Genomic DNA, 20618 nt, shown 5'->3' with positions numbered 1-20618 from the left:
CTAATTACTTAATTAGAGCTCTTGCAAAAGTATTATTCTGATAGTTTTTGTGTCAATTCTTCTCCACTGTTCTCTGTTCCCTGTTCCCTGTTCCCTGTTCCCGACTTCTGGAAGAAGTCTATTGAGTAAATCACCAATAACTCGATAATAAACTCAGCCGCAGTGATATAAATTCGTTCTGGTGGTTGCTCACCTCTAGGCACCTGAACCCACCAGCCTTGGCACTGACCAGGCGATCGCCACAAATCCAAATGGGCTATAGGTGGTGAAGCATAGAAACTGTCTTGCCCTGCCCCCAATAGCGCTGAACTCCAGTGGGTAAAGTAATCGTGACTAATCCGGTGGATGGGAAAATTGCCATACAGAGGGACACCCCAGCCATCAATAGCGATCAATGCTTGGATGTTTCCTCCCAGTAGCTGCCAACCCCAAGCTGCTGCGATCGCACCCACTACCCCAGCACTGAAGCTGATCAAGACTATGGGAGTCTTCACCAAACCAATGTGACGTTGCAAGAACTCTAAAATATGAATAGCAGAGTAAGCTGGGTAGTCCTGAGCTGGAAAAATTAACACTTTCTCAGTCCAAGGACTTGATAGCTCCAAACTTGCTAAAAAATCCTGGGTCAGTTGGTGGTCATGGATACCGGGGCAAATAATTAAGTACGGGGACATGATTAAACCCTAAAGAGGCAAAGAACAGGAATCAGCTGGATGTGTAAGACAGTTAAGATTAAGAAATAACTATTGAGAAATGACTAATGACTAATGACCAATTGTCCCAAATGCCATCAACCTATCAATAGCAAGGTGATTACCTGTCCCCATTGTGGAGCAATCCTTAAAGCCTATGGTCATCCGGGGATTACCTTACACCAAACCACAGGAGATACCCCCTTGTGTGAAACCTGTACCTATCATGCTGATGATACCTGTACCTTTCCCCAACGTCCCTATGCTAAGCAGTGTACCCTTTACGACGATAGTTCTGAAAGTACCTTAGAGCCTGAGCAGATTTATAATCCCCAGCGTGGCTTACTCGAATCCGTCAGGCTTTGGTGTCAAAGAAACCCAGCCTTACTAGGTCTATTGGTATTAATCGCTGCTAGCTTTTTGCTAGCCCTGATGGCCACTAGTTAAGGTCAACTAGTATTCCGTCAAAATTGAATTGACGTAAGCATTCAGCTATCAGCGGTCAGCGATTAGCGCTACTTGAGATGCTACTTGAGGTGCTTATGGGCTATGGGCACGCTACTTGAGGTGCTTTTGAATAAAAGAGGTAAGCATTCGAATAATGCTGAGGAAAGCGTTAAGAATAAAAGAGGTAAGCATTCGAATAATGCTGAGTTACGGAAAGCTGTTCGCGTAGCTTAGCCAAGAGCGTAGCGTGGCCCAAAGGCCAAGGCCAAGGACTTTTCTGAAGACTTTAAATTATCATTAATCTCTTAATATTAAATTCTCCCGTTTGCGCATCGGCGCACGCTACGCGAACGAGGTTTATTTTAAGCTGACGGCTGACAGCTGACGGCTGACAGCTGACGAATTGACTAGACATGATAGTACTAAGCGCTACGAAATTGACAGATTACTAGCAGTCGCTGAGTCGGTTGGTATTGTCTGTGAGGTGTCTACTTGCAAATGTTCTTTAACCGTAATTTTTTTTTCTTCACACACCTCTAAATCAAACCAGAATGTTGTCCCAACTCCCACTTCACTAACTAAGTGTACTCGGCTATGATGTCTTTCGATAATGTTTCTGACAATTGAAAGCCCCAATCCCGTCCCTTCCAGGGTATGAACTCGGTTTTCTACCCGGAAAAATCGGTCAAAAATCGCCTGTTGGTCTTCTGGAGCAATGCCAATTCCCGTATCAGAGATTTCAATTCGCACCCTGCCTTTTCCTTCTTGGGGATTGAGTTCTGGTTCTAATTGATAAGCACGAATTACCACTCGTCCACCAGGCTCAGTGAATTTCAACGAGTTGCCCACTAAATTAGCCAAGACTTGGAGCAACAAATCGTAGTGACCCATAACTGGTGGTAAATCTGGTTCAATCTCCTGAGCCAGTTCAATGGTTTGGTCACGAGCGTTGAGCTGATAAGTGCGCAGGGTTTGCTCTATAGGTCGAACAATGTCAAAGGGTTCAAGTTGATAAATTCGACAAGATTCCAGCCGTGATAAATCTAGGACATCGTTAACTAGACGGGTTAATCGGTCAGTTTCCCGATTAGCCGTGTCAAGAAACTCCTTTCGCTCAGCTTCGCATAGTTCTTCGCCGTAGTCGTGGAGGGTTTCGATAAATGATTTAATGTTAAATAGAGGTGTTCTGAGTTCGTGGGAAACATTGCTGATGAAATTGCTTTTTGCCTGATTAAGCTCCACCTCACGGGTGATATCCTGAACAGTGATAGCAATTCCGTTAATATTTTCCCGGTATTGGTTGAGTACCTTACTTAGCAGAATCCGAACTGTGCGAGAGATGGGTTTGGTCAGAGTAATACGAAACTCTTCACCTTCCCGGGATTCCCGTTCTGTTTCTGTGGATTTCTCCGCTGTAGCCATTTGATAGAGCGGTCGTGTTAGTTCCATTGCGACCACATCAGGGAGATGGTATAAGACATTTTTACCGACAATGTCTTCCTCCTCCCAACCAAAAATCCGCCGTGCTGTCGGGTTGACTAACATTACCTTAAAATTGGTATCAATCAGTACAGCACCATCGGCAATTGTGGAAACTAGAGTCTCTAACTTAGCTTTTTCTGCGGTAAGTTCTTCAATATTTTGCTCCTCATAGCGTTCTAAGCGCTCTGCCATGTCATTGAAGCTACACACCAATTCCCTCAGTTCTACTCCCGAAGGCATCTCAATCCGCTGCTTGAAATTACCAGCAGCAATATTTCTCACCCCTACTAGTAGTTCTTTAATGGGCTTAGTGATATTCAAGGCGTTGCCCACTGCACCTAAAATCACCATCACCCAGATCGAGATAAACACAGCAATAGTCACATCTCTGGTTAAATTGGAGGAAACCACCACCGTAGGGTTAGGGTTAATGCCCACAGCTAAAACCCCTAAGTATTTGTTTTCGTCAATTAAGGGAACAAACACATCAGTGACTTGACCATCAGGAGTCAGGTGCTGCCGTGCCATGGGCTGATCAGAGTTTTTGGCGTAGCCCTCCGGTAGCTCAATCCGACGCTTAATGGTTAAAGAATTCTTTACTTCTGCTGCGGAGAAAGGAATACCAAAGATTATTTCCCCATCCTCGTCAGCATAGATAATGTAACGCACACTAGAGGTACTACTGTAGAAGCGGCTGGAAAAGCGAGCTAGTTCGTCGAAATTATGTGCCGCAACATGAGGTTCAACGTTGGCAGCCAGCAAGAGACCGAGATCACGACCAAAGCGAGTGTCGTTCATCCTAGCATCCTGCTGAATCGTATTCACCGCCCAGAAGGTCAAGCCACTCATGAGCAATGAGACAACCAGAGTTGCTGCTGCCATTAGCTTGGTCTGGAGGGTAAACTCCGACCACCAACGCCTGATAATGTCGATAAGGGTTTTTAGCAAAGCTAGCAAGGTCAGTTCAACTCTCTCAACAGGTAAGACAACAACACTCCTTCCAAAGGTAGATGCTTTGATTTTGGCAAAGCATCTACTTTTGGCTATCCTCCAATTATAAAGCCAGAAAACCTTACCTCTTGATGGGAAAATAAAGATTATAGGTGATAAGCGCGTTTGTATCTGGGTTGTCAACATACTCCCAAAGGCCAAGAGGCAAGAGGCAAGAGGCAAGAGGCAAGAGGCAAGAGGCAAGAGGGGTTCGAGATCTTCATATTGTCCAATAAAAAAAGACCATACAGGTTTACATCTCAAATACAAACGCTATAGGTGATAGGTGTTAGGTGTCGGGTTTTAGGACTTAAAGCCTAATCCTCAAGCAAAAATTATGATGCTTAATGCCTCACAATTAAAGTTTTAAAGTTCATAAAAATAGCTGAAAATACCATAAATAATGCTTTTTAAATCAATTATGAATCTTTCATACTCAATTTTCCTGAAAAATTCACACCTAATGCCTCAAGCCTGATGCCTAACACCTAAGACCTCATGACTTTTCTTGCCCAGATAGGATAAAATCCCAAAACCTAAGCCCACACTGCTAGCAGTCACTAACCAAAAACCACTGCTAAATTCTGGAGATTGGTCCAATGCCCAACCTCCTAAAGACGGTCCAATAAAGTAACCTACTGCCCAACACTGAGATTCAAGAGAAAAGTAAACTCCTCGCAAAGATTGTGGAGCTAAATCCCCCACCAAAGAAGAGGCAGAAGGGATATAAATTACCTTAGCTAAGGCTAAGAGTAACAAAGCAAAAAATGCTGGAATAACTGCCAGATTATCAACAATTCCTGTGAGCCACACTAACACAAATCCTCCAGACCACAGCAGTAAAGAAACCATCAAGATATTGGTGCGTTTAAACTGGTTTACAAAGCGGGCAACAGGTAGTTGGAAAATGGCACTAAAGGCGACATGCCAGAAGAAAATAAGACTAATCGTTTCTGGAGCTAATCCGGTTTCTGTTCCTCCTCCTGGAACAAAATTTGCAAAATATAGGGGCATAATGCTATTGAGTTCAGCATCATAGGTAGTGAAGAGAGTATTCCCTAGTAACCAAATCATCAAAAAGCGATCGCTTAGTGCTTGTTTCCAGGATTGGGTAGGGGATTGAGGCACATCTTGAACGTTATTTGTTTCTGCGATCGCTAAATAAATGACAACGAAGAAAATCACATAAAAAATACTTTTTAGCACAAATAAAGTACGGTAACTCCCAGAAGCAGCAATTAACTGGCCTGCCCCAATAACTCCCAATCCTAGTCCTAAGCTATCAGCTAAACGAGTCACTGAAAAGGCTTCATTACGCTGAACAGGAGTGGTTAGATCGGTAACCACTGCCTCAGTAGGAGGCCAATATAGACCAATCCCTAAACCCATCAGTAAGTTAGCAATAACCAGAGTGTGAAAATTATAGGTAAACGCTAAACAAAGGCTTGCTAGAGCAGAAACAGCTGCCGAGAGTAGCAAAGTTTTCTTGCGTCCCCAAAACTTGGAATCAGCCAAAGTCCCTGATATCAAGCGTCCTAATACTCCAGAAATTGAAGAACTCCCTAGAGCAATTCCAACTTGGGTGGCGGATAAACCAATCTGATTAACAAAAAAAATCGAGGCATAAACTAAAGTAAACCCTTGACCGATATGCAATAACAATCGACCGGTTGCTAGAATCCAAATCTCTTGCCTTAATGCTGGGAGCAAAGATAATAATTTATTGAGCAATTTCGGTAAGGTTAAAAGGTTGAGGGGTTGAGCCATTGAGTAGCATTTACAATTCTTTACATTTAAGTTTACAGTAAAATAGCAAAGGGAACAGGGAACAGGGAACAGGGAGTAGGGAACAGGGAGTAGGGAGTAGGGAGTAGGGAGTAGGGAGTAGGGAACAGGGAACAAAAATTATCACAATTCCTACACGGATTGCTATGGCTTTGGTAGATATAGCGAACGTGAGATCAGCCGCTCTTTAGCCGCTATTTACTTGATACAAAGTTGCCATCAAAGGTATTACTTCCCCATCTCCCCATCTCCCCATCTCCCCATCTCCCCATCTCCCCATCTCTCCCTTGTCCTCCTTGTCTGTAGGAATTTTTTTATCCAACCTGGGAATTATACAGTTAGCAAAGGCTCTAATCACCATACCCGATGACTTCTAGGCGTGAATTCACTCGGCTATCCCTGTTTTTGCTTGGTTTAGGGCTAGCTAACTGTACCCAAACTCCTAATCAACCAAGTCCTAATGGGAATTTATCTTCCGAAGATGCTCAGCTTCGGATCTGGTGGATGCTAGGGTATCTACCTGAAGAAAATGAAGTGATTGTTGAGATAGTTCGCGGGTGGGAAAAAGAATCTGGGCTTAAAGCTGAACTGAGGCTAGTACCACCAAACACTATCAGCCAAGATACTCTCAAAGCCATTGACCAAGGCAATGCACCGGATGTGGTATTTACTACCGACGGCAATTTTGATCTGTTTCCCAATCTGGCCTGGACAAACAAATTAGCTGATGTATCTGACTTGCTAAATCCCATTAAATACGACTTCTTTCCTACAGCTTTACAAGCCGTCTACTATGGGAACAATATTACTAAAAAGCGCAGCTACTATGCTGTACCCATCGCCCAGACTACAGTCCATGTTCACTACTGGCGCAGTCTTCTCGAAGAGGTAGGTCTGAGTGATCGGGCAATTCCCCAAGAGTGGGATGCATTTTGGAACTTTTGGAAGCAAGCGCAGAATAAATTGCGTGCTAGTGGGCGAAAAAATATCTATGGCTTAGGTTTGTGTATGTCTGCTGTGCAGGCTGATACCCTGCAAATATTTGAACAGTTCCTGGAAGCCTACAATGTCAAAATCTTAAATGAAAAAGGTCAGTTGTTGCTCGATGCCCCTGATGCTCGCCAGGGCATAATTGCTGCCTTAAAACAATACGCTAGCTTCTATCAAGATGGGTATGTGCCACCGAGAGCAGTAGAATGGACTGGCGCTGGGAATAATGTCAGCTTCCTGGAAAGTGAATCCCTGATGACTCTTAACTCTACAGTGGGAATTCCTGGAACTCAGAAGCTGGAGCGAAATCAATATAATCAACAAGCAGCGGAACGCTACTTCAAACAAATTGTGACAGGAGGTTGGCCGAAGAAACCCGATGGGCGGAGACTTAGGTTGATTTCAACCGTTAAACAAATCGTTATCCCTAAAGCCGCTAAACATCAGGAGGCGGCAAAGAATTTCCTATCCTATCTACTCCAACCAGAAAACCTGAATCGGTTGCTCAAGGAGGGTTCCAAGGGACGTATCCTCCCTGTGATGACCCCACTGTTCAAAGACCCTTTCTGGGGTAAGCCTACTGACCCCCACCTAGCCAGCGGAATTAGGCAATACCAGCAACCAAACCGTCCGTCTTATACCGTTTTCCATCCCGCTTATAGCCTGGTGTCTAGCCAGAATGTTTGGGCTAAGGCAATTTTAGGGATTATTCAACAGGATTTATCCCCTAAGCAAGCTGCCAATGGGGCGATCGCCCAGATTAAGGAAATTTTCGCCCAGTCGAGGTAAAAACGATGAAGCCCCAGAAAAGTAAAAGTTTACTGACTCAATTGGTGAGCTATTTTTCCCTACTGTCAGTTGTGACAATCAGCCTTGTGGCAGTGGCGGCTTACAGTCGCGCTAGGGAATCATTAGAACAACAGGTCAGAAATCACCTGACCGTGGCTACCTCCCTGAAAGCCTATCAGTTGGATAAGTGGGTTGAAAATCAGCTCAAGGATGTCCTCTTGGTGAGCCAACAACAAGAAATAAAGGATGCGATCGCAATATTACTAACGACGGATCAATCCCAACCCTCCTATCAAAGAGCCTACGCTAACTTACGTGACTATGTCTCCCAGCTTGTTGCGGTTAAACCAAACATGGAAGGCATTACTGTAACCGGTAATGACGGCTTCGTGATCTTTTCTTCCCAGAATCCAACCATGAAGGGAAAATTCCGACCACTGGGATACCCGACCACTTACTTTACAGCTGAGTTAGTTGATGCTGTTGTGCCCAACTTTTACCTCTCCTCTGCAACCAAAAAGGCAGCCATTACCTTGGCTACACCCATTGTTGATCCCAAGGGAGTAAAAATGGCAGCATTGAAAGTTGATTTGGATTTGGGAGAGGTTGATACCCTAATTCGGGAGAATACCGGTTTAGGAGAAACGGCGGAAACGTATCTAGTTGGCAGAGCTGGCTCCAAGACAGTTTTTATCTCAGGTGAAGACGCAGCAAAAGCAGAATTTGTGGATGGAGTTAGTAGTGTTGGGATTGATAGCGCGATCGCTCAGCAAGATGGTTTTGGACTTTACCTGAACTATAACCGCACCCCCGTTATTGGTGTTTATCGCTGGCTCTCTAATCAGAATTTAGCTTTCCTTGCGGAAATGAGCCAAAAAGAGGCATTTGCACCAGCCCGCCAGTTCGCCGAGAGTATTCTGTTGATTGGGCTAACCTCCGCAGGGGTACTCCTGGTGGCAGTGTATCTGCTATCACGCCGGATCACCAAGCCAATTTTAGTCATTAGTCAGACAGCCGCTCGCCTAGCCGCTGGGGATTTGACCCAAACCGTACCTGTGATGACCAATGATGAAGTTGGGGTCTTAGCTGAGAATTTTAATAAAATGGCAGTGCAGTTAAAAGAGTCCTTTGAAGATTTAGAAAACCGGGTTAAGGAACGCACCGCTCAACTTGCTAAAGCTAAACAGGACGCAGAAGTTGCTAACCAAGCCAAAAGCGAATTCCTCGCCAACATGAGCCATGAATTAAGAACTCCCCTCAACGGCATTTTGGGATATGCTCAAATTCTGCAACGCTCCTCAACAATGACTGATAAAGAACGTAAAGGTATCAGCATCATTCATCAATGTGGCTCTCATCTGTTAACCCTGATTAACGATATTTTAGACCTATCCAAAATCGAAGCCCGGAAAATGGAACTCAATCCCAAAAATTTTAATTTTCATTCCTTTCTTAAGGGGGTAGCAGAAATCTGCCGTATTAAAGCATATCAAAAGCACATTTCATTTATTTTTCAACCGGATTCTCAACTTCCCAACAGCCTTCACGCTGATGACAAACGCCTGCGACAGGTGCTGATTAACTTAATTGGTAACGCCATAAAATTTACCGACAGTGGGGGAGTGACGTTTAAAGTCACCAGTCAAACAGCCAACGTTGAAACAAAAGAAAAATTGTCTACCTACCAGATTCACTTCCAAATTGAAGACACAGGTGTAGGTATGACACCTGAGCAATTAAACAAGATATTTTTGCCCTTCGAGCAGGTAGGAGATACCAACAAGCAAGCCCAAGGAACCGGACTGGGATTAGCCATTTGTGATAAAATTGTCTTGATGATGGGCAGTACCATAGAAGTGCAAAGCCAACTTGGGAAAGGCAGTGTTTTTTGGTTCGATGTCAAGTTACCCTCAGCTGAAGATGAGTCAGTAGGATCTGGAGTTGCTGTTGAAGGAAAAATTGTTGGCTATCAAGGTAAGACGCGGAAAATATTAGTGGTGGATGACCGTTGGGAAAATCGCTCGGTAGTAATCAATTTGCTAACAGCAATTGGCTTTGAAATTGCTGAAGCTAGTAACGGTCAGGAGGGTTTGAAGAAAGCAGCCGAGTTTCACCCTGACTTAATTATCACCGACTTGGTTATGCCAGAGATGAATGGCTTTGAAATGATACAGCAACTGCGCCAGTCCCCCCAATTACAAAATGTTGTGGTGATTGTATCTTCAGCCAGTGTGTTTGAAAGTGACCAGCACAGGAGTTTGGATGCTGGGGGTGACGATTTTCTAACCAAGCCAATACAGGCAAAAACTCTGCTAGACATGTTACAGGTTCATTTGGGACTGGAATGGGTTTATCAAGAAAAAGATCCAGGAGAAAAGAGCAAGGCGGAAACAGATTCTGAGATTCATCCCTCATCTGGAGTACCTCATCCTTCAGAAATTATCCTTCCTCCAGTAGATGTCATCCAGCAACTGTATGACCTAGGAAAAAAAGGTGACCTTAATGGCATTATCCAAGAGGTTAACAAGCTTGAAGAATTGGATCCTAAGTTAGCCCCCTTTGTCCAAGAAATTACTGAATTAGCTGAAGGGTTTCAGTTGAAACAACTTCGTAAATTACTTAAACACTATATTGATAAGTAGTAAGATATAATTAAAGTTATAGCAACCGAAGTATAGTTTAGGACAGAGTATTTTGGTTTAAATGGAGCAGGGAGCAGGGAGTAGGGAGTAGGGAGTAGGGAGTAGGGAACAAAAATTATCACCATTCCTAAACGGATTGCTATCAATGCTATAAACAAAGGAAGCCAGCGAACTTGATAGTATCAATTTAAACTTGAAATTAATTACTGATTTAACCCGTTAAATCGTCGTCAAAAAACTTTAGCAAATTCAAGAGCATTGCTTGACATTAATTTTATACTATATTCAGGGTAATTTCGGATTACAAAAGCATTGAATTGCTGTTATATTTGATATTTACAAGTATAAACAGGATTTATCCCTACTCTCTAAATACCTGCAACAAATAACTCATCCCTAAAGGGAATGTGTAATTGGACATTGGTAATGGTCGTAATATTACCAATTACCGATTACCCATTACCAATCAACCGACAATCCTATGTTGCATTTTTTTTAGAAAAAGGATATAAGTCTTAGGGAATTTAATGGTGCATCTTGAGATGATACAGATAATGATTTTGAGATATGAAAAATATCAGCTTCAATTTTGGCGAAGACTTGGTACCTTTCTACATTGGAACCAATTGTTTAGCTCAATTAGCGACAATTATTAAACAATTCAAATTTGACCAATTATTTATCGGTTTCGATGACCACTCTAAGTTCTACCATGGTGCTCGATTTCTAAATATATTAGACCAGAATAGTATACCCTATTCAACCTGTGTGATTCCTCCCGGAGAAAACAATAAAACCTTAGAAAATTTAGATTACATTCTGTGCACATTCATTCAAAAGGGATGTACAAGACAGTCAATTATAATTCCGTTTGGAGGAGGAATAGTTGGCAATATTTTTGGGTTGGCAGCTGGACTTTTGTATCGGGGAATTCGCTTAATCCACTTCCCGACTACGTTTTTAGCAGTACATGACAGTGTCACGAGCCAGAAACAAGCTATTAATTATCTGAGTTACAAGAATACTGTTGGTCTATTTCACTTACCCACAGCAGTCATTCATGATACCTCGGTTTTAACCACTCTTGATGAAAAAAATATTAAATCGGGGTTGGGAGAATTGGTCAAGAATGCCATTCTTTTTGGAGATGAATTCTATGACGTTCTGATCAATCAACTCAATTGCCACAAGGATCTCAAATTTAGTAGCGCCGCCTTTGAAGAGTTAGTGATATCCGGGATTAATGCCAAAAATAGACTTTTAAAGCACGATGCTAGGGAAAAAAACACTGGTATTGTGTTTGAGTATGGGCATACGATTGGTCATGCTATTGAATTATCCTGTCCCCATAATAGCCTCAGTCATGGAGAGGCAGTTGCCATTGGGATGTTAGCGGCATCATGTGTTGCTAATAAAATGGGCATTATGAGTGATGAAGACCGGGCAAAACACGATCAACTCATAGAAAAAATCCATCCACGTCTGCCCATTCTCGATAAAGATATTTTTCTGGCTGTATGGAATAGAGTTCTCCATGACAACAAACGGGGTTATGTTCCCACAGAAAAAGGAATTATTTGCATGATTCTCGCTAAACGAATCGGAGAGCTTCATCAGCCAAATTTATACTATCTAGAAGCTGTTCCCGAAGAAATCGTTGCGCAAGCGATTCGTTATGTCCTCGGTAAAACTAGTTCAGGACTACAGCACAATACCCCATATCAAGTGGTGTTAGGAGATGCGGGTGTTAGGGGATGCGATCGCTTATCCCTATAATCAATAAATAAAGAGTTCAAAGAGCATCAATTTCTCTTGTGACAGTTGACAGGGTGGAATGTGGTATCTAGCAAGGTTCCGGCTCTTTAGTGGACAATAGTAACTACCTGTATCCTAAATCAGCCCCCCTTGCATTCCTATCTAAATAGGAATATTGCCTATGTCATCGCCACGGGAGGGTTCTATCACTATTGCCCTCAAAACCAATACTTCCCAGTCTAAACTGTTGGAAGCTTTAGCCCTATGGCAAGAGCTAGGTTTACTCTCTGAGACTAGCATCGATATCATATTTAAAACTAAAGCATCCCATCCGGCTCTTTTAGAGGGATTAGATGCTTGGTTACGTTTGGGTTTGCTCCAGGAAACCTTTGTAAAACGGTTGTGTCGAGAACATCTCACCTGTGCCTTACCAGAACCTAGTGTAAATCCAAAGGTTTCTGCTCTACCAGTCGCGAAACCAGCACCTCAACTAGTCTCACCCTTAGCTAGTAATGACTTTGCACCGGAGACACCACTACCTAAGAAACCCAACTGGATTGCTCAAATGTGGCAATCCCTTCAAGCAGAATTCAGTGTCCGCTGGTTGCTGTTTCTGGGTATGTTTATGGTGGTGGTATCCTCTGGGGTACTGGCTGCTAGTCAATGGGAGAATTTCCCAGCTGCTGGACAGTATGGAGTATTACTTGCCTATACATTGAGCTTTTGGGGGATTAGTGCTTGGACAACGAAACAAGGGAATTTACCGCTAACAGCCCAGACCTTGCGAGTTGTCACTGTGTTGCTCATCCCAGTCAATTTTTGGGCAATGGATGGCTTTGGCTTGTGGCGTCATCCCTTAAATTGGCTAGTGGTAGCCGTGGCGACAGTGGTACTAAGTGCGATAGTACTAAGTTCGATACTCTTAGGTCGCGGCTACGGGAACGCATTTTTCCGATTACGACAACAACAATCATCCCCCTTACCCATTATTAATTATTTAGGTCTGAGTTACTTAAACTGGGGTTGGGGTATCCCTGGATTTCCCATAGGAGCAGTTTATTTGGGCATCGGTAGCACCATCGCTACCTTATATATAGAATCGAGAAAGCAAAATTCAGCGTTTATTTTTGATGTTGCTGGCTTCCGCATCTTAGTTTATGGCATCGGCATCCTGCTATTTAGAGCAATTTTTGTCATAGGTGTCGATATTGAACAACTGGGGTTAGCTATCGGGATGTGTGGTTGGTTTCTCTACTGGCTATACCAAAAGCCTCAGGCACCATCTCTTCCGGTCTCCCCGTCTCCCCGTCTCCCTATGATTTGGTTAGGGGGTAGCTTGCTGGTGCTGGGTTGGCTAGTTTGTGTAGCAGCTGAGTTTCCTTGGCAAGCCATGATTGTCAGTGGGCTAGGGGTGTGGTTCTTTGTCAATCGTTTACTAAAATTTTGGCGACGTTCCGATTTAGCCGCCATGTTAGCCATTGGCTTACAGATGGTTTGGCTTTCATGGCGATTGATTCCGCCATTAATACAAACCTGGCTACTGGAAACAGCAACTAGGTTAACCCATTCCCAAGAAACTCCCTATGTATTGTTGAGTTTAGTACTGTTTCCCTATCTGGTTTTAATTGTTGGATTAGCAGATTGGTTATATCAGCGCAAAAAACATGATCTGGCAGAATTTGCAGAAGTCATTGCACTAGGAATAGGAGTTAATCTGACTACTCTGTGTTTTTCCAATCCTCTGTTGCTCACGATTAATGGTATTAATTCTGCTATCACTTTAGGGATTGTGACTCAGCGACAGTGTAGCTTAGGGATTAAGCATCATCTGCGCTTAAGGGTCTACCTAACCCACAGTAGTGCGATCGCAACCGTTATCAGTGCCATTAACTATCTCTTTCCCAACCTACATCTAGGCGGCTTCTCAGCAATTTTATTAGCCCTGATGGTAGCAGAATGGAGCTTGAGTTTAAAGATTCCCGCTACTTCTGACTATGTCCGGATCTGGCGAGAAAGTGCTTGGCACTTGGGTTTAAGTTTAGCTGGTCTGAGTTATCTATTATTGTGTGTCAACTATACTGTCTATGACTTTAACCCAGATAGTTACCTGAGAGCATGGGGTCTGTTGTGGCTAATCACTCCATTATCTCTGACTGGATTAGCACGTGGTTATCGCAGTTGGCAACCCCCTCAAGACAAGTTTGTGATCCGGTTGAGTGTAGTTGCTGTAATCCTATCCCAATTCCTGATCCTAGGAATACCAGGAATGCGGTTAATCAGTTTAGCGTCCGCTACAGGACTGATGTTGATTAACACCCGCTATTTAAAGCAATTAACATCAGCAGCAATTACCGTAGGATGCAGCATCAGCTTAGTAGGATTCCTGCTTTGGGATGGCATCCTTGGCTTTCCCCAACCTTCCGGACAAGATTGGTTTGTTGTTGGAGCGATCGCTATTTTAACCTTATGGTTATGGCGAAGCTGGTTACTTCGTGTTAGCAAGATACAGGATAACCAATCACAATTTAAAACTTCAAATCAACAAGCCAACCTACCCTTCGGGAACGCCAAAGGCGAACAACAAACTAACCTTCAACAAGCCAACCTACCCTTCGGGAACGCCAAAGGCGAACAACAAACTAACCTTCAACCGACTAACCTACCCTTCGGGAACGCCAAAGGCGAACAACCATCTAACCTTCAACCATCTAACCTTCAACCGACTAACCTTCAACCGACTAACCTTCAACCTTCAACCCTCCAACCTTCAACCCTCCCAAAACTCTATGCACAAGCAATGGATGGGTGGGCAATCACACTGTTTATTTTTCAGCTAATTCTGCTGACTTGTTATTCTCTGATAGTCTACATTGGGTTTGGGTCACCAACATGGTTTATGCTCATTGTAAATGCAGTGACCTTAGGAGCGATCGCGTATCGCAGTTTTCCTTATCCATCCAACTGGGCTATTTATGGGATTGGTTGGAGTGTGGAACTCTTAACTACAGAAGCGCTGGGCTTATTAGACCATCCACTGATCAATTTAGCCGTTGCCAATACAGTATTAGGACTAATTGCTCAATTTTTAGGAGATTGGTGGCGACGCCGATCTAATCTCGACAAAATACCTAGTAGCTGGCATATTATTCCCCTGCTATACGGTAGCTTAGGAGCGCTCTTGCGTTGGGGAACCTTTACCAATTGGACAGGTTTATCATCTTTTGCCCTAGCAACAATTGCCATTGGGGTAGGGCGTCGCCGTGCAGAATTTAAACCTCTAATTTACCTTGCTCTATTTGGGGTATCGGTTTCTGCCTATCAACTGTTATTTTATCAATTATCCCAATTAGGAGGAGGAGCAAAAGGGGATGGATTGATTATAATGGCAGTGCTTGGCACTAGTATTATGTACGCCTATCGGGTATTTTCTCCTTGGCTGAAAGGATATCTACATTTTACCCCCAAAGAACTAAAGGTTATTTCCCATCTCCATTGGGTATGGAGTAGTTGTTTGTTGATAGCAGCAACAACTGAGCCCATTGAATCCGCTATGATGCTGGGATTTAGTACTGGCGCGTTTTTAGTTATCTATGCTATTTCTCAAGGACGAAATCGGTCCAATCGCCTGTTTGGAGAAATCTGGGTTTATTTAGGTTTTGCTGAAGCATGGGGGATGCGGCTGTATTGGATCAATACCCCTGTGGCGCGTTTGTTATCGGGACCATTAGTGCCTTGGAAAGGTGCGATCGCATCCTTAGTCGCTTACTTTCTGTATTTCCTACCTTGGGAAGATTGGGGTTGGTCGAAACGTCCTTGGCAAATCGCTGCTTTCTTAATCCCCCTGATTGCTATTGGCGAAAATCCCTATAGCGGTAATTTAGCTAGTTTGCTGATTATCGCAGCTTTCTATATTATTCTCGCTATTTTTAATCAGCAAATTCGGTTTACCTTTATCAGTGTAGTAGTAATTGACTGGATGTTGCTCCGCTGGTTTGAACAACTACACTTAACTGCTGCTCTTTGGTATGTTCTACCCCTGAGTTTATCCTTACTCTATATTGCCCAAGTCGATCCCTATCTAAGCCAACCCCCCCAAAAACAAATGCGCCACAATCTCCGGTTAGTCGGGACTAGTATTATTTGTTTAGTTTCGTTTTGGACTCATCAATGGCTTGGATTATTAACTGGAGGAATTAGTGTAGTGCTAATTTTTGCTGGATTGGCGATGAAAGTAAGAGCATTTCTTTATGTCGGGACTGGAACATTTTTAATTAATGCGATCTACCAACTACTGATTTTTAGCGTTGATTATCCATTTTCTAAATGGGTGGTAGCGCTGTTTGTGGGAATTGGGTTTATCAGGATTGCCGCTACCTTTGAAACTCGCCGTGATCAGATTACAGCTTGGATGAATCAATTGCAAGGTTGGGAATAGGTTTAAGGTTTAAGGTTTAAGGTTTAAGGTTGAAGGTTACAGGTTGCAGGTTGCAGGTTGCAGGTTGTAGAGATAATGCTGGATGACGTTTAGGGTGCATCTCAATGCATGCTATTTGACGCGGTGGTGCGTTACGGGACGGACTGTCCCAACACTTGCTATGGCTTGCGTCTTGGCGAGCCCGTCCCTAACGCACCCTACGCCACTTTTTTACAAATATGAGATGCACCCGACGTTTACGAAAAAATTACTGATGGTAACGTTTTTGCGATGCTCTGTTTTTTATGACTTTTTCGCCCTTAGTCCCAATCTAGCATTTCCAAATATATCATCAAAACAAAGGCTGATTGATCGGAAACCAAAAATTTTACCATCAAGACAATGGTAAATAAGGAGACAGCAATGCTATCTCCTTATTTAAAACAATGATTTCAAACTATGGTTTAAAAAACAAACTATAGTTAGGCATCATTTAAAGCAGCAATTCCAGGTAGAACCTTACCTTCGAGTAACTCAAGGCTGGCACCACCACCGGTGGAAATGTGGCTCATTTGGTCAGCAACACCAACTTTTTCCACGGCAGCTACTGAGTCACCACCACCAATGATGGTAGATGCACCTGTCTTGGTCAGCTCAGCCATAGAGTTTGCGATCGCTTCTGTCCCCTTGGCGAACTGATCAAACTCAAACACTCCCATCGGACCATTCCAGATCACAGTTTTGCAATCTGCCAAAGCGTCCTGAAACACCTTCACAGAATCTGGACCAATATCCAAACCCATCCAGCCATCGGGAATAGCTTCAATACTGACAGTCTGGGAATTAGCATCAGGAGCAAAATTATCTGCGATGACCACATCAGTAGGCAACAGCAATTCTACACCACGCTCTTTGGCCTTAGCTTCTAAAGATTTCGCCAAATCGAGCTTATCGTCTTCCACCAGGGACTTACCCACACTCATACCACGGGCCTTGTAGAAGGTAAAAATCATTCCACCGCCAATTAGCAGTTTATCCACCTTCTCCAGTAGAGTATCAATCACCCCAATCTTACTGGAAACCTTAGAGCCGCCAATAATTGCAGCTAGAGGCTTTTCGGGATTTTCTACAGCATTTTGTAAATACTGCAGTTCCTTCTCAATCAAGTACCCAGCTACAGAAGGACTCAGGTAATGGGTGACTCCCTCAGTAGAGGCATGAGCCCGGTGCGCTGTTCCAAAAGCATCATTGACATACAAATCAGCAAGGGATGCCAACTGTTTGGTGAATTCTGGGTCATTCTTTTCCTCTCCAGCGTGGAAGCGGAGATTTTCCAGTAAAGCCACCTGACCATTTTCCAAAGCACCAACTTGGGCAGCGACCTCGTCCCCAACACAGTCTTTACACATGGTCACCGGTTGACCCAGCAGTTCCGAAAGACGCTCAGCAACGGGGGTTAGACGCAAGCTTTCCTTGACTTGTCCCTTGGGTCGTCCCAAGTGGCTACACAGGATTACCTTTGCCCCTTTCTTAAGTAAATCTTGAACAGTGGGTAAAGCAGCACGAATGCGAGTATCATCGGTGATGGTGCCATTGTCATCCAGGGGCACATTCAGGTCTGCTCTTACCAATACCGTTTTTCCGGCTAAATCTGATTCACTTAAATTTGCTACAGTTTTCTTGGACACAGTAGATTAATCTCCTAATTGCTATTGCCTGCTAATCCCTGACTATCAGCCGTCTTGCCGGATGATTTGACGTCAGAGAGTCGCTGTACATTCACTGGTAAATCACCAGCTGAATGACCAGGACAAAAGGTATTCTTTTGTTAAGACCGTTCACATTTTACCGGAGTCCGGATCCTGGAGGAAATCTGTGATATGTTCAATACCGTTGTATTTCCGATTGACTCAAGTCGAGAAAGCCGTGAAGTTGCTGAGGTTGTTGGGAACATAGTGCAAAAGTACGGCAGCAATCTATATCTGCTGTCAGTGGTTGAAAAACCTGACCCTGGCCAGGCTACAGCTGCTGCTCCCCAGGCAATGACATCCCCTGAAGTAGTAACAGAACTGCTTAACGGTGCCAAAGCACTATTTGCTCAGCAAGGCATTGAAGCCAAAACCCTGGAGCGGGAAGGAAAGCCTGCCTTCGTGATCTGCGATGTGGCTGACGAAATTGAGGCAAATTTAATTGTCATGGGCTCTCGGGGGCTAGGCTTGACAGAGGAAGGTATACCTAATAGCGTGGCCGATCGAGTGATTAATTTGTCCCCTTGCCCAGTTTTGATTGTCCCATAATTTGTGATTAGTCATTGGTCCAATAAAATTGCTTGCTTGCTAATTGTCAATTGCCAATGGTCGATTTTCAATTAACCAATGACCAATGACTAATGACTAAGGGCTAATGACTAATGGCGAGTGACTAAGGGCTAATGACTCATGACAATCCAGTGGTATCCCGGACACATTGCTAAAGCCGAGCGAGAACTCAAAGAACAGTTGAAGCGAGTGGATGTGGTATTAGAGGTGCGGGATGCTCGGATTCCCCTCTCTACTCATCATCCTCAAACCGACCAGTGGGTGGGCAATAAAACTCGGGTGTTAGTGATCAACCGGGTGGATATGATTGACCCAAGGATGCGCCAACTTTGGGAATCGTGGTTTCAACAGCAAGGGGATATCCCCTATTTCACTAATGCTCAACAGGGTAAGGGAATCCGAGTTGTGGCTAAAGCAGCCCAGACAGCTGGGGAGGAAATCAATCGACGTAGGCGCTCACGGGGAATGCGACCTCGTCCGGTCAGAGCTGTGGTAATTGGATTTCCCAATGTTGGTAAATCGGCTTTAATTAATCGACTTTTGGGACGTCGTGTGGTTGAGAGTGCTCGTCGTCCCGGTGTGACACGCCAATTGCGTTGGATACGTATTTCTGAGCAACTCGAACTACTTGATGCTCCTGGTGTTATTCCTGCCAAGTTAAACAATCAGCAGCAGGCGCTCAAGTTAGCTATCTGTGATGACATCGGTGAAGCATCTTACGACAACCAACGGGTAGCAACAGCACTGGTTGCATTCCTGAAAGATTTAGATAATATGAAGGAGTACACTCTTTTATTAAAGTCTTCTTTAGAAAAGCGGTACCAACTAGACCCAAACCCATTGACCGCTGAAGATTACTTACATGCTCTAGCCGACTATCGCTATCAGGGAAACATCGAACGTACAGCACGGCAACTATTGGGGGATTTTCGTAAGGGTTTACTCGGAGCAATTGCATTGGAAGTACCACCAGGAGTACTACCGTAAATACCACCAATGTAATTCCTTAGCATCTACAGCATCTACAAAAGTACAATTACAAGCGCCAGGGTACTAGTTGATTACTAGCTAGTGAGCGTCGCACAGAGCAAGTAGCACAGCGGGAGTCGTACAGTGCGAGCCTAAGTTCCCTGTGGATATCTTTGTCTATAAAGATATCTACCATAGTCTGATTGAACCAATCTTGTCAATATTTCTTGAAAAAGAAATACCAGAACTTAAGCGAGGAAGCGAATTTAGGAGCTAAACCTAACTTGAGACAGATGACTTGAGCTAATTAGCGTAACCAACTTCAGTAATATTGCCGAGGGAAAAGTTTTTCAATAAGTCCTATAATCAGTATTGAGCACCGAAACAGCTGATGCAGAGCTTACGCAAGAACTCTACAGGTAGTGTTAACAGTTACCCTTTAACCCCTACAGGTAGTGTGTCGATGGCTGAATTGCGTAAGCTCTGTTTACCTGTATTAATATATACTGCAATAAGCATCAATATTTCTTAACAAGAGTTTGTCTTTGTTGAAGGTTGGCAGGTTGAAGGTTGAAGGTTGAAGGTTGAAGGTTGAAGGTTGAAGGTTGAAGGTTGAAGGTTGAAGGTTGTCTTGATTAGGCTTCTTGTCAATGTATTGTCTTGATGCAAAGCGCGAGTGGGGGAAACCCTCTCATTAAGGCGCTGCATTGCTTTCGTGATAATGTTTTTCTCAATTATTCTGTGCTGATCGGAAGTTACCCGATCCGAAGTTACTGGCAACTCCGGGGAAGTCTATCGTGCCATTCGTTCCAAAATTATTCTAAAATCAGCCAAGATACTAGGCAAATTGTCTCGATTCAGCACAGGCACATGAACAAAGATACAAGAAGTATTGAGGTGATGTTCTCCAAGATACTTCAACACTTCGTAATAGAGTCCTTCGCAGACAAATTTACCAGCATCATCGCTAATCTCACATCCACTCAAGGCAGCTACTAGTTGCTCTAAGTTCACTGGGGTTTGAAGGCAGGCATCTTCACGAGTAGCACAGGATTCCACGGTTAATTTTTCCCGCTTACTAGCCATGCCACAACAAATAATCCCATCGGGTTGTATTTGATCAATTTTGGCAATTACCTGAGCACTAGCTTGGGCAATATCGACGGGCAACTGTCTTAGAAAAGTCAGGGAAGCAGAGAAATCAGTGATTTGAGCAATTTTTCCTAATAAATCATCAGAGGAGTTAGATACCTGATCCGGTAGCCAGGTTTGAAAGGATGTCAGGAGGATTTTTTTGTTCATCCAAGATAACCAATTAGAATAAAAATAACTTCAATAGTTCAAT

The 20618-nt window shown here is 43.6% G+C and carries 16 protein-coding genes; 7 read left to right on the top strand and 9 right to left on the bottom strand.

The genetic code is table 11. The annotated features are described in order from the left end of the window. Positions 1–32: 32 nt before the first annotated feature. A complete protein-coding gene (locus F6J90_RS20180; RefSeq protein WP_293097297.1) occupies positions 33–674 on the bottom strand; it encodes a hypothetical protein in 642 nt (213 codons plus the stop codon). Between the two features lie 93 nt (positions 675–767). Here F6J90_RS20180 and F6J90_RS20175 point away from each other — a divergent pair, with 93 nt between their 5' ends. Beyond that, positions 768–1139 (top strand): zinc ribbon domain-containing protein, encoded by a 372-nt coding sequence (locus tag F6J90_RS20175; RefSeq protein ID WP_293097295.1) that lies wholly within the window; start codon positions 768–770, stop codon positions 1137–1139. A gap of 429 nt (positions 1140–1568) precedes the next feature. On the opposite strand, the gene nblS is transcribed toward F6J90_RS20175, so the two are convergent. From nblS to F6J90_RS20155, 4 genes are all read right to left on the bottom strand, one after another. Continuing rightward, positions 1569–3578 carry a two-component system sensor histidine kinase NblS gene (gene nblS / locus F6J90_RS20170; protein WP_293097883.1) on the bottom strand — a complete coding sequence of 670 codons (2010 nt, stop codon included), beginning with the start codon at positions 3576–3578 and terminating at the stop codon, positions 1569–1571. A gap of 501 nt (positions 3579–4079) precedes the next feature. Then, entirely contained in the window at positions 4080–5378 is a 1299-nt protein-coding gene (locus F6J90_RS20165; RefSeq protein ID WP_293097880.1) for an MFS transporter, read from the bottom strand. Between the two features lie 10 nt (positions 5379–5388). After that, on the bottom strand, positions 5389–5523 hold the full coding sequence (locus F6J90_RS20160) for a hypothetical protein (protein ID WP_293097292.1): 135 nt from the start codon (positions 5521–5523) through the stop codon (positions 5389–5391). A gap of 60 nt (positions 5524–5583) precedes the next feature. Beyond that, the gene (locus F6J90_RS20155) at positions 5584–5757 is read right to left on the bottom strand and encodes a hypothetical protein (RefSeq protein ID WP_293097290.1); all 174 of its coding nucleotides are present in this window, start codon (positions 5755–5757) and stop codon (positions 5584–5586) included. A gap of 5 nt (positions 5758–5762) precedes the next feature. Here F6J90_RS20155 and F6J90_RS20150 point away from each other — a divergent pair, with 5 nt between their 5' ends. Together F6J90_RS20150 and F6J90_RS20145 are read left to right on the top strand one after the other, a co-directional pair. Further along, positions 5763–7175, top strand: a complete 1413-nt coding sequence (locus F6J90_RS20150; RefSeq protein ID WP_293097287.1) for an ABC transporter substrate-binding protein — start codon at positions 5763–5765, stop codon at positions 7173–7175. A gap of 5 nt (positions 7176–7180) precedes the next feature. Next, positions 7181–9817 (top strand): hybrid sensor histidine kinase/response regulator, encoded by a 2637-nt coding sequence (locus tag F6J90_RS20145; protein WP_293097284.1) that lies wholly within the window; start codon positions 7181–7183, stop codon positions 9815–9817. A gap of 57 nt (positions 9818–9874) precedes the next feature. Here F6J90_RS20145 and F6J90_RS20140 read toward each other — a convergent pair whose 3' ends face one another. After that, positions 9875–10003: a hypothetical protein gene (locus tag F6J90_RS20140; RefSeq protein WP_293097281.1), complete on the bottom strand. Its 129-nt coding sequence runs from the start codon at positions 10001–10003 to the stop codon at positions 9875–9877. Between the two features lie 381 nt (positions 10004–10384). Here F6J90_RS20140 and F6J90_RS20135 point away from each other — a divergent pair, with 381 nt between their 5' ends. Both F6J90_RS20135 and F6J90_RS20130 read left to right on the top strand, forming a co-directional pair. Next, a complete protein-coding gene (locus tag F6J90_RS20135; RefSeq protein WP_293097278.1) occupies positions 10385–11593 on the top strand; it encodes a 2-deoxy-scyllo-inosose synthase in 1209 nt (402 codons plus the stop codon). A 160-nt stretch (positions 11594–11753) separates the two neighbouring features. Further along, a complete protein-coding gene (locus tag F6J90_RS20130; protein WP_293097276.1) occupies positions 11754–16007 on the top strand; it encodes a DUF2157 domain-containing protein in 4254 nt (1417 codons plus the stop codon). A 461-nt stretch (positions 16008–16468) separates the two neighbouring features. Here the strand turns inward: F6J90_RS20130 and F6J90_RS20125 are convergent, their stop codons facing one another. After that, positions 16469–17674: a phosphoglycerate kinase gene (locus F6J90_RS20125; protein WP_293097273.1), complete on the bottom strand. Its 1206-nt coding sequence runs from the start codon at positions 17672–17674 to the stop codon at positions 16469–16471. 192 nt (positions 17675–17866) lie between these two features. On the opposite strand from F6J90_RS20125, the gene F6J90_RS20120 reads away from it, so the two are divergent. Both F6J90_RS20120 and ylqF read left to right on the top strand, forming a co-directional pair. Beyond that, entirely contained in the window at positions 17867–18283 is a 417-nt protein-coding gene (locus tag F6J90_RS20120; protein WP_293097271.1) for a universal stress protein, read from the top strand. A gap of 141 nt (positions 18284–18424) precedes the next feature. Continuing rightward, positions 18425–19291, top strand: a complete 867-nt coding sequence (gene ylqF / locus F6J90_RS20115) for a ribosome biogenesis GTPase YlqF (protein WP_293097268.1) — start codon at positions 18425–18427, stop codon at positions 19289–19291. 510 nt (positions 19292–19801) lie between these two features. Here ylqF and F6J90_RS20110 read toward each other — a convergent pair. Together F6J90_RS20110 and F6J90_RS20105 are read right to left on the bottom strand one after the other, a co-directional pair. Next, positions 19802–19981 carry a hypothetical protein gene (locus tag F6J90_RS20110; RefSeq protein ID WP_293097265.1) on the bottom strand — a complete coding sequence of 60 codons (180 nt, stop codon included), beginning with the start codon at positions 19979–19981 and terminating at the stop codon, positions 19802–19804. Between the two features lie 84 nt (positions 19982–20065). Continuing rightward, entirely contained in the window at positions 20066–20575 is a 510-nt protein-coding gene (locus F6J90_RS20105; protein ID WP_293097263.1) for a peptidase C15, read from the bottom strand. Between the last annotated feature and the right edge of the window lie 43 nt (positions 20576–20618).

Source organism: Moorena sp. SIOASIH (genome assembly GCF_010671925.1).
Taxonomy (GTDB): Bacteria; Cyanobacteriota; Cyanobacteriia; order Cyanobacteriales; family Coleofasciculaceae; genus Moorena.
This window is presented reverse-complemented; position numbering and strand designations above follow the sequence as displayed.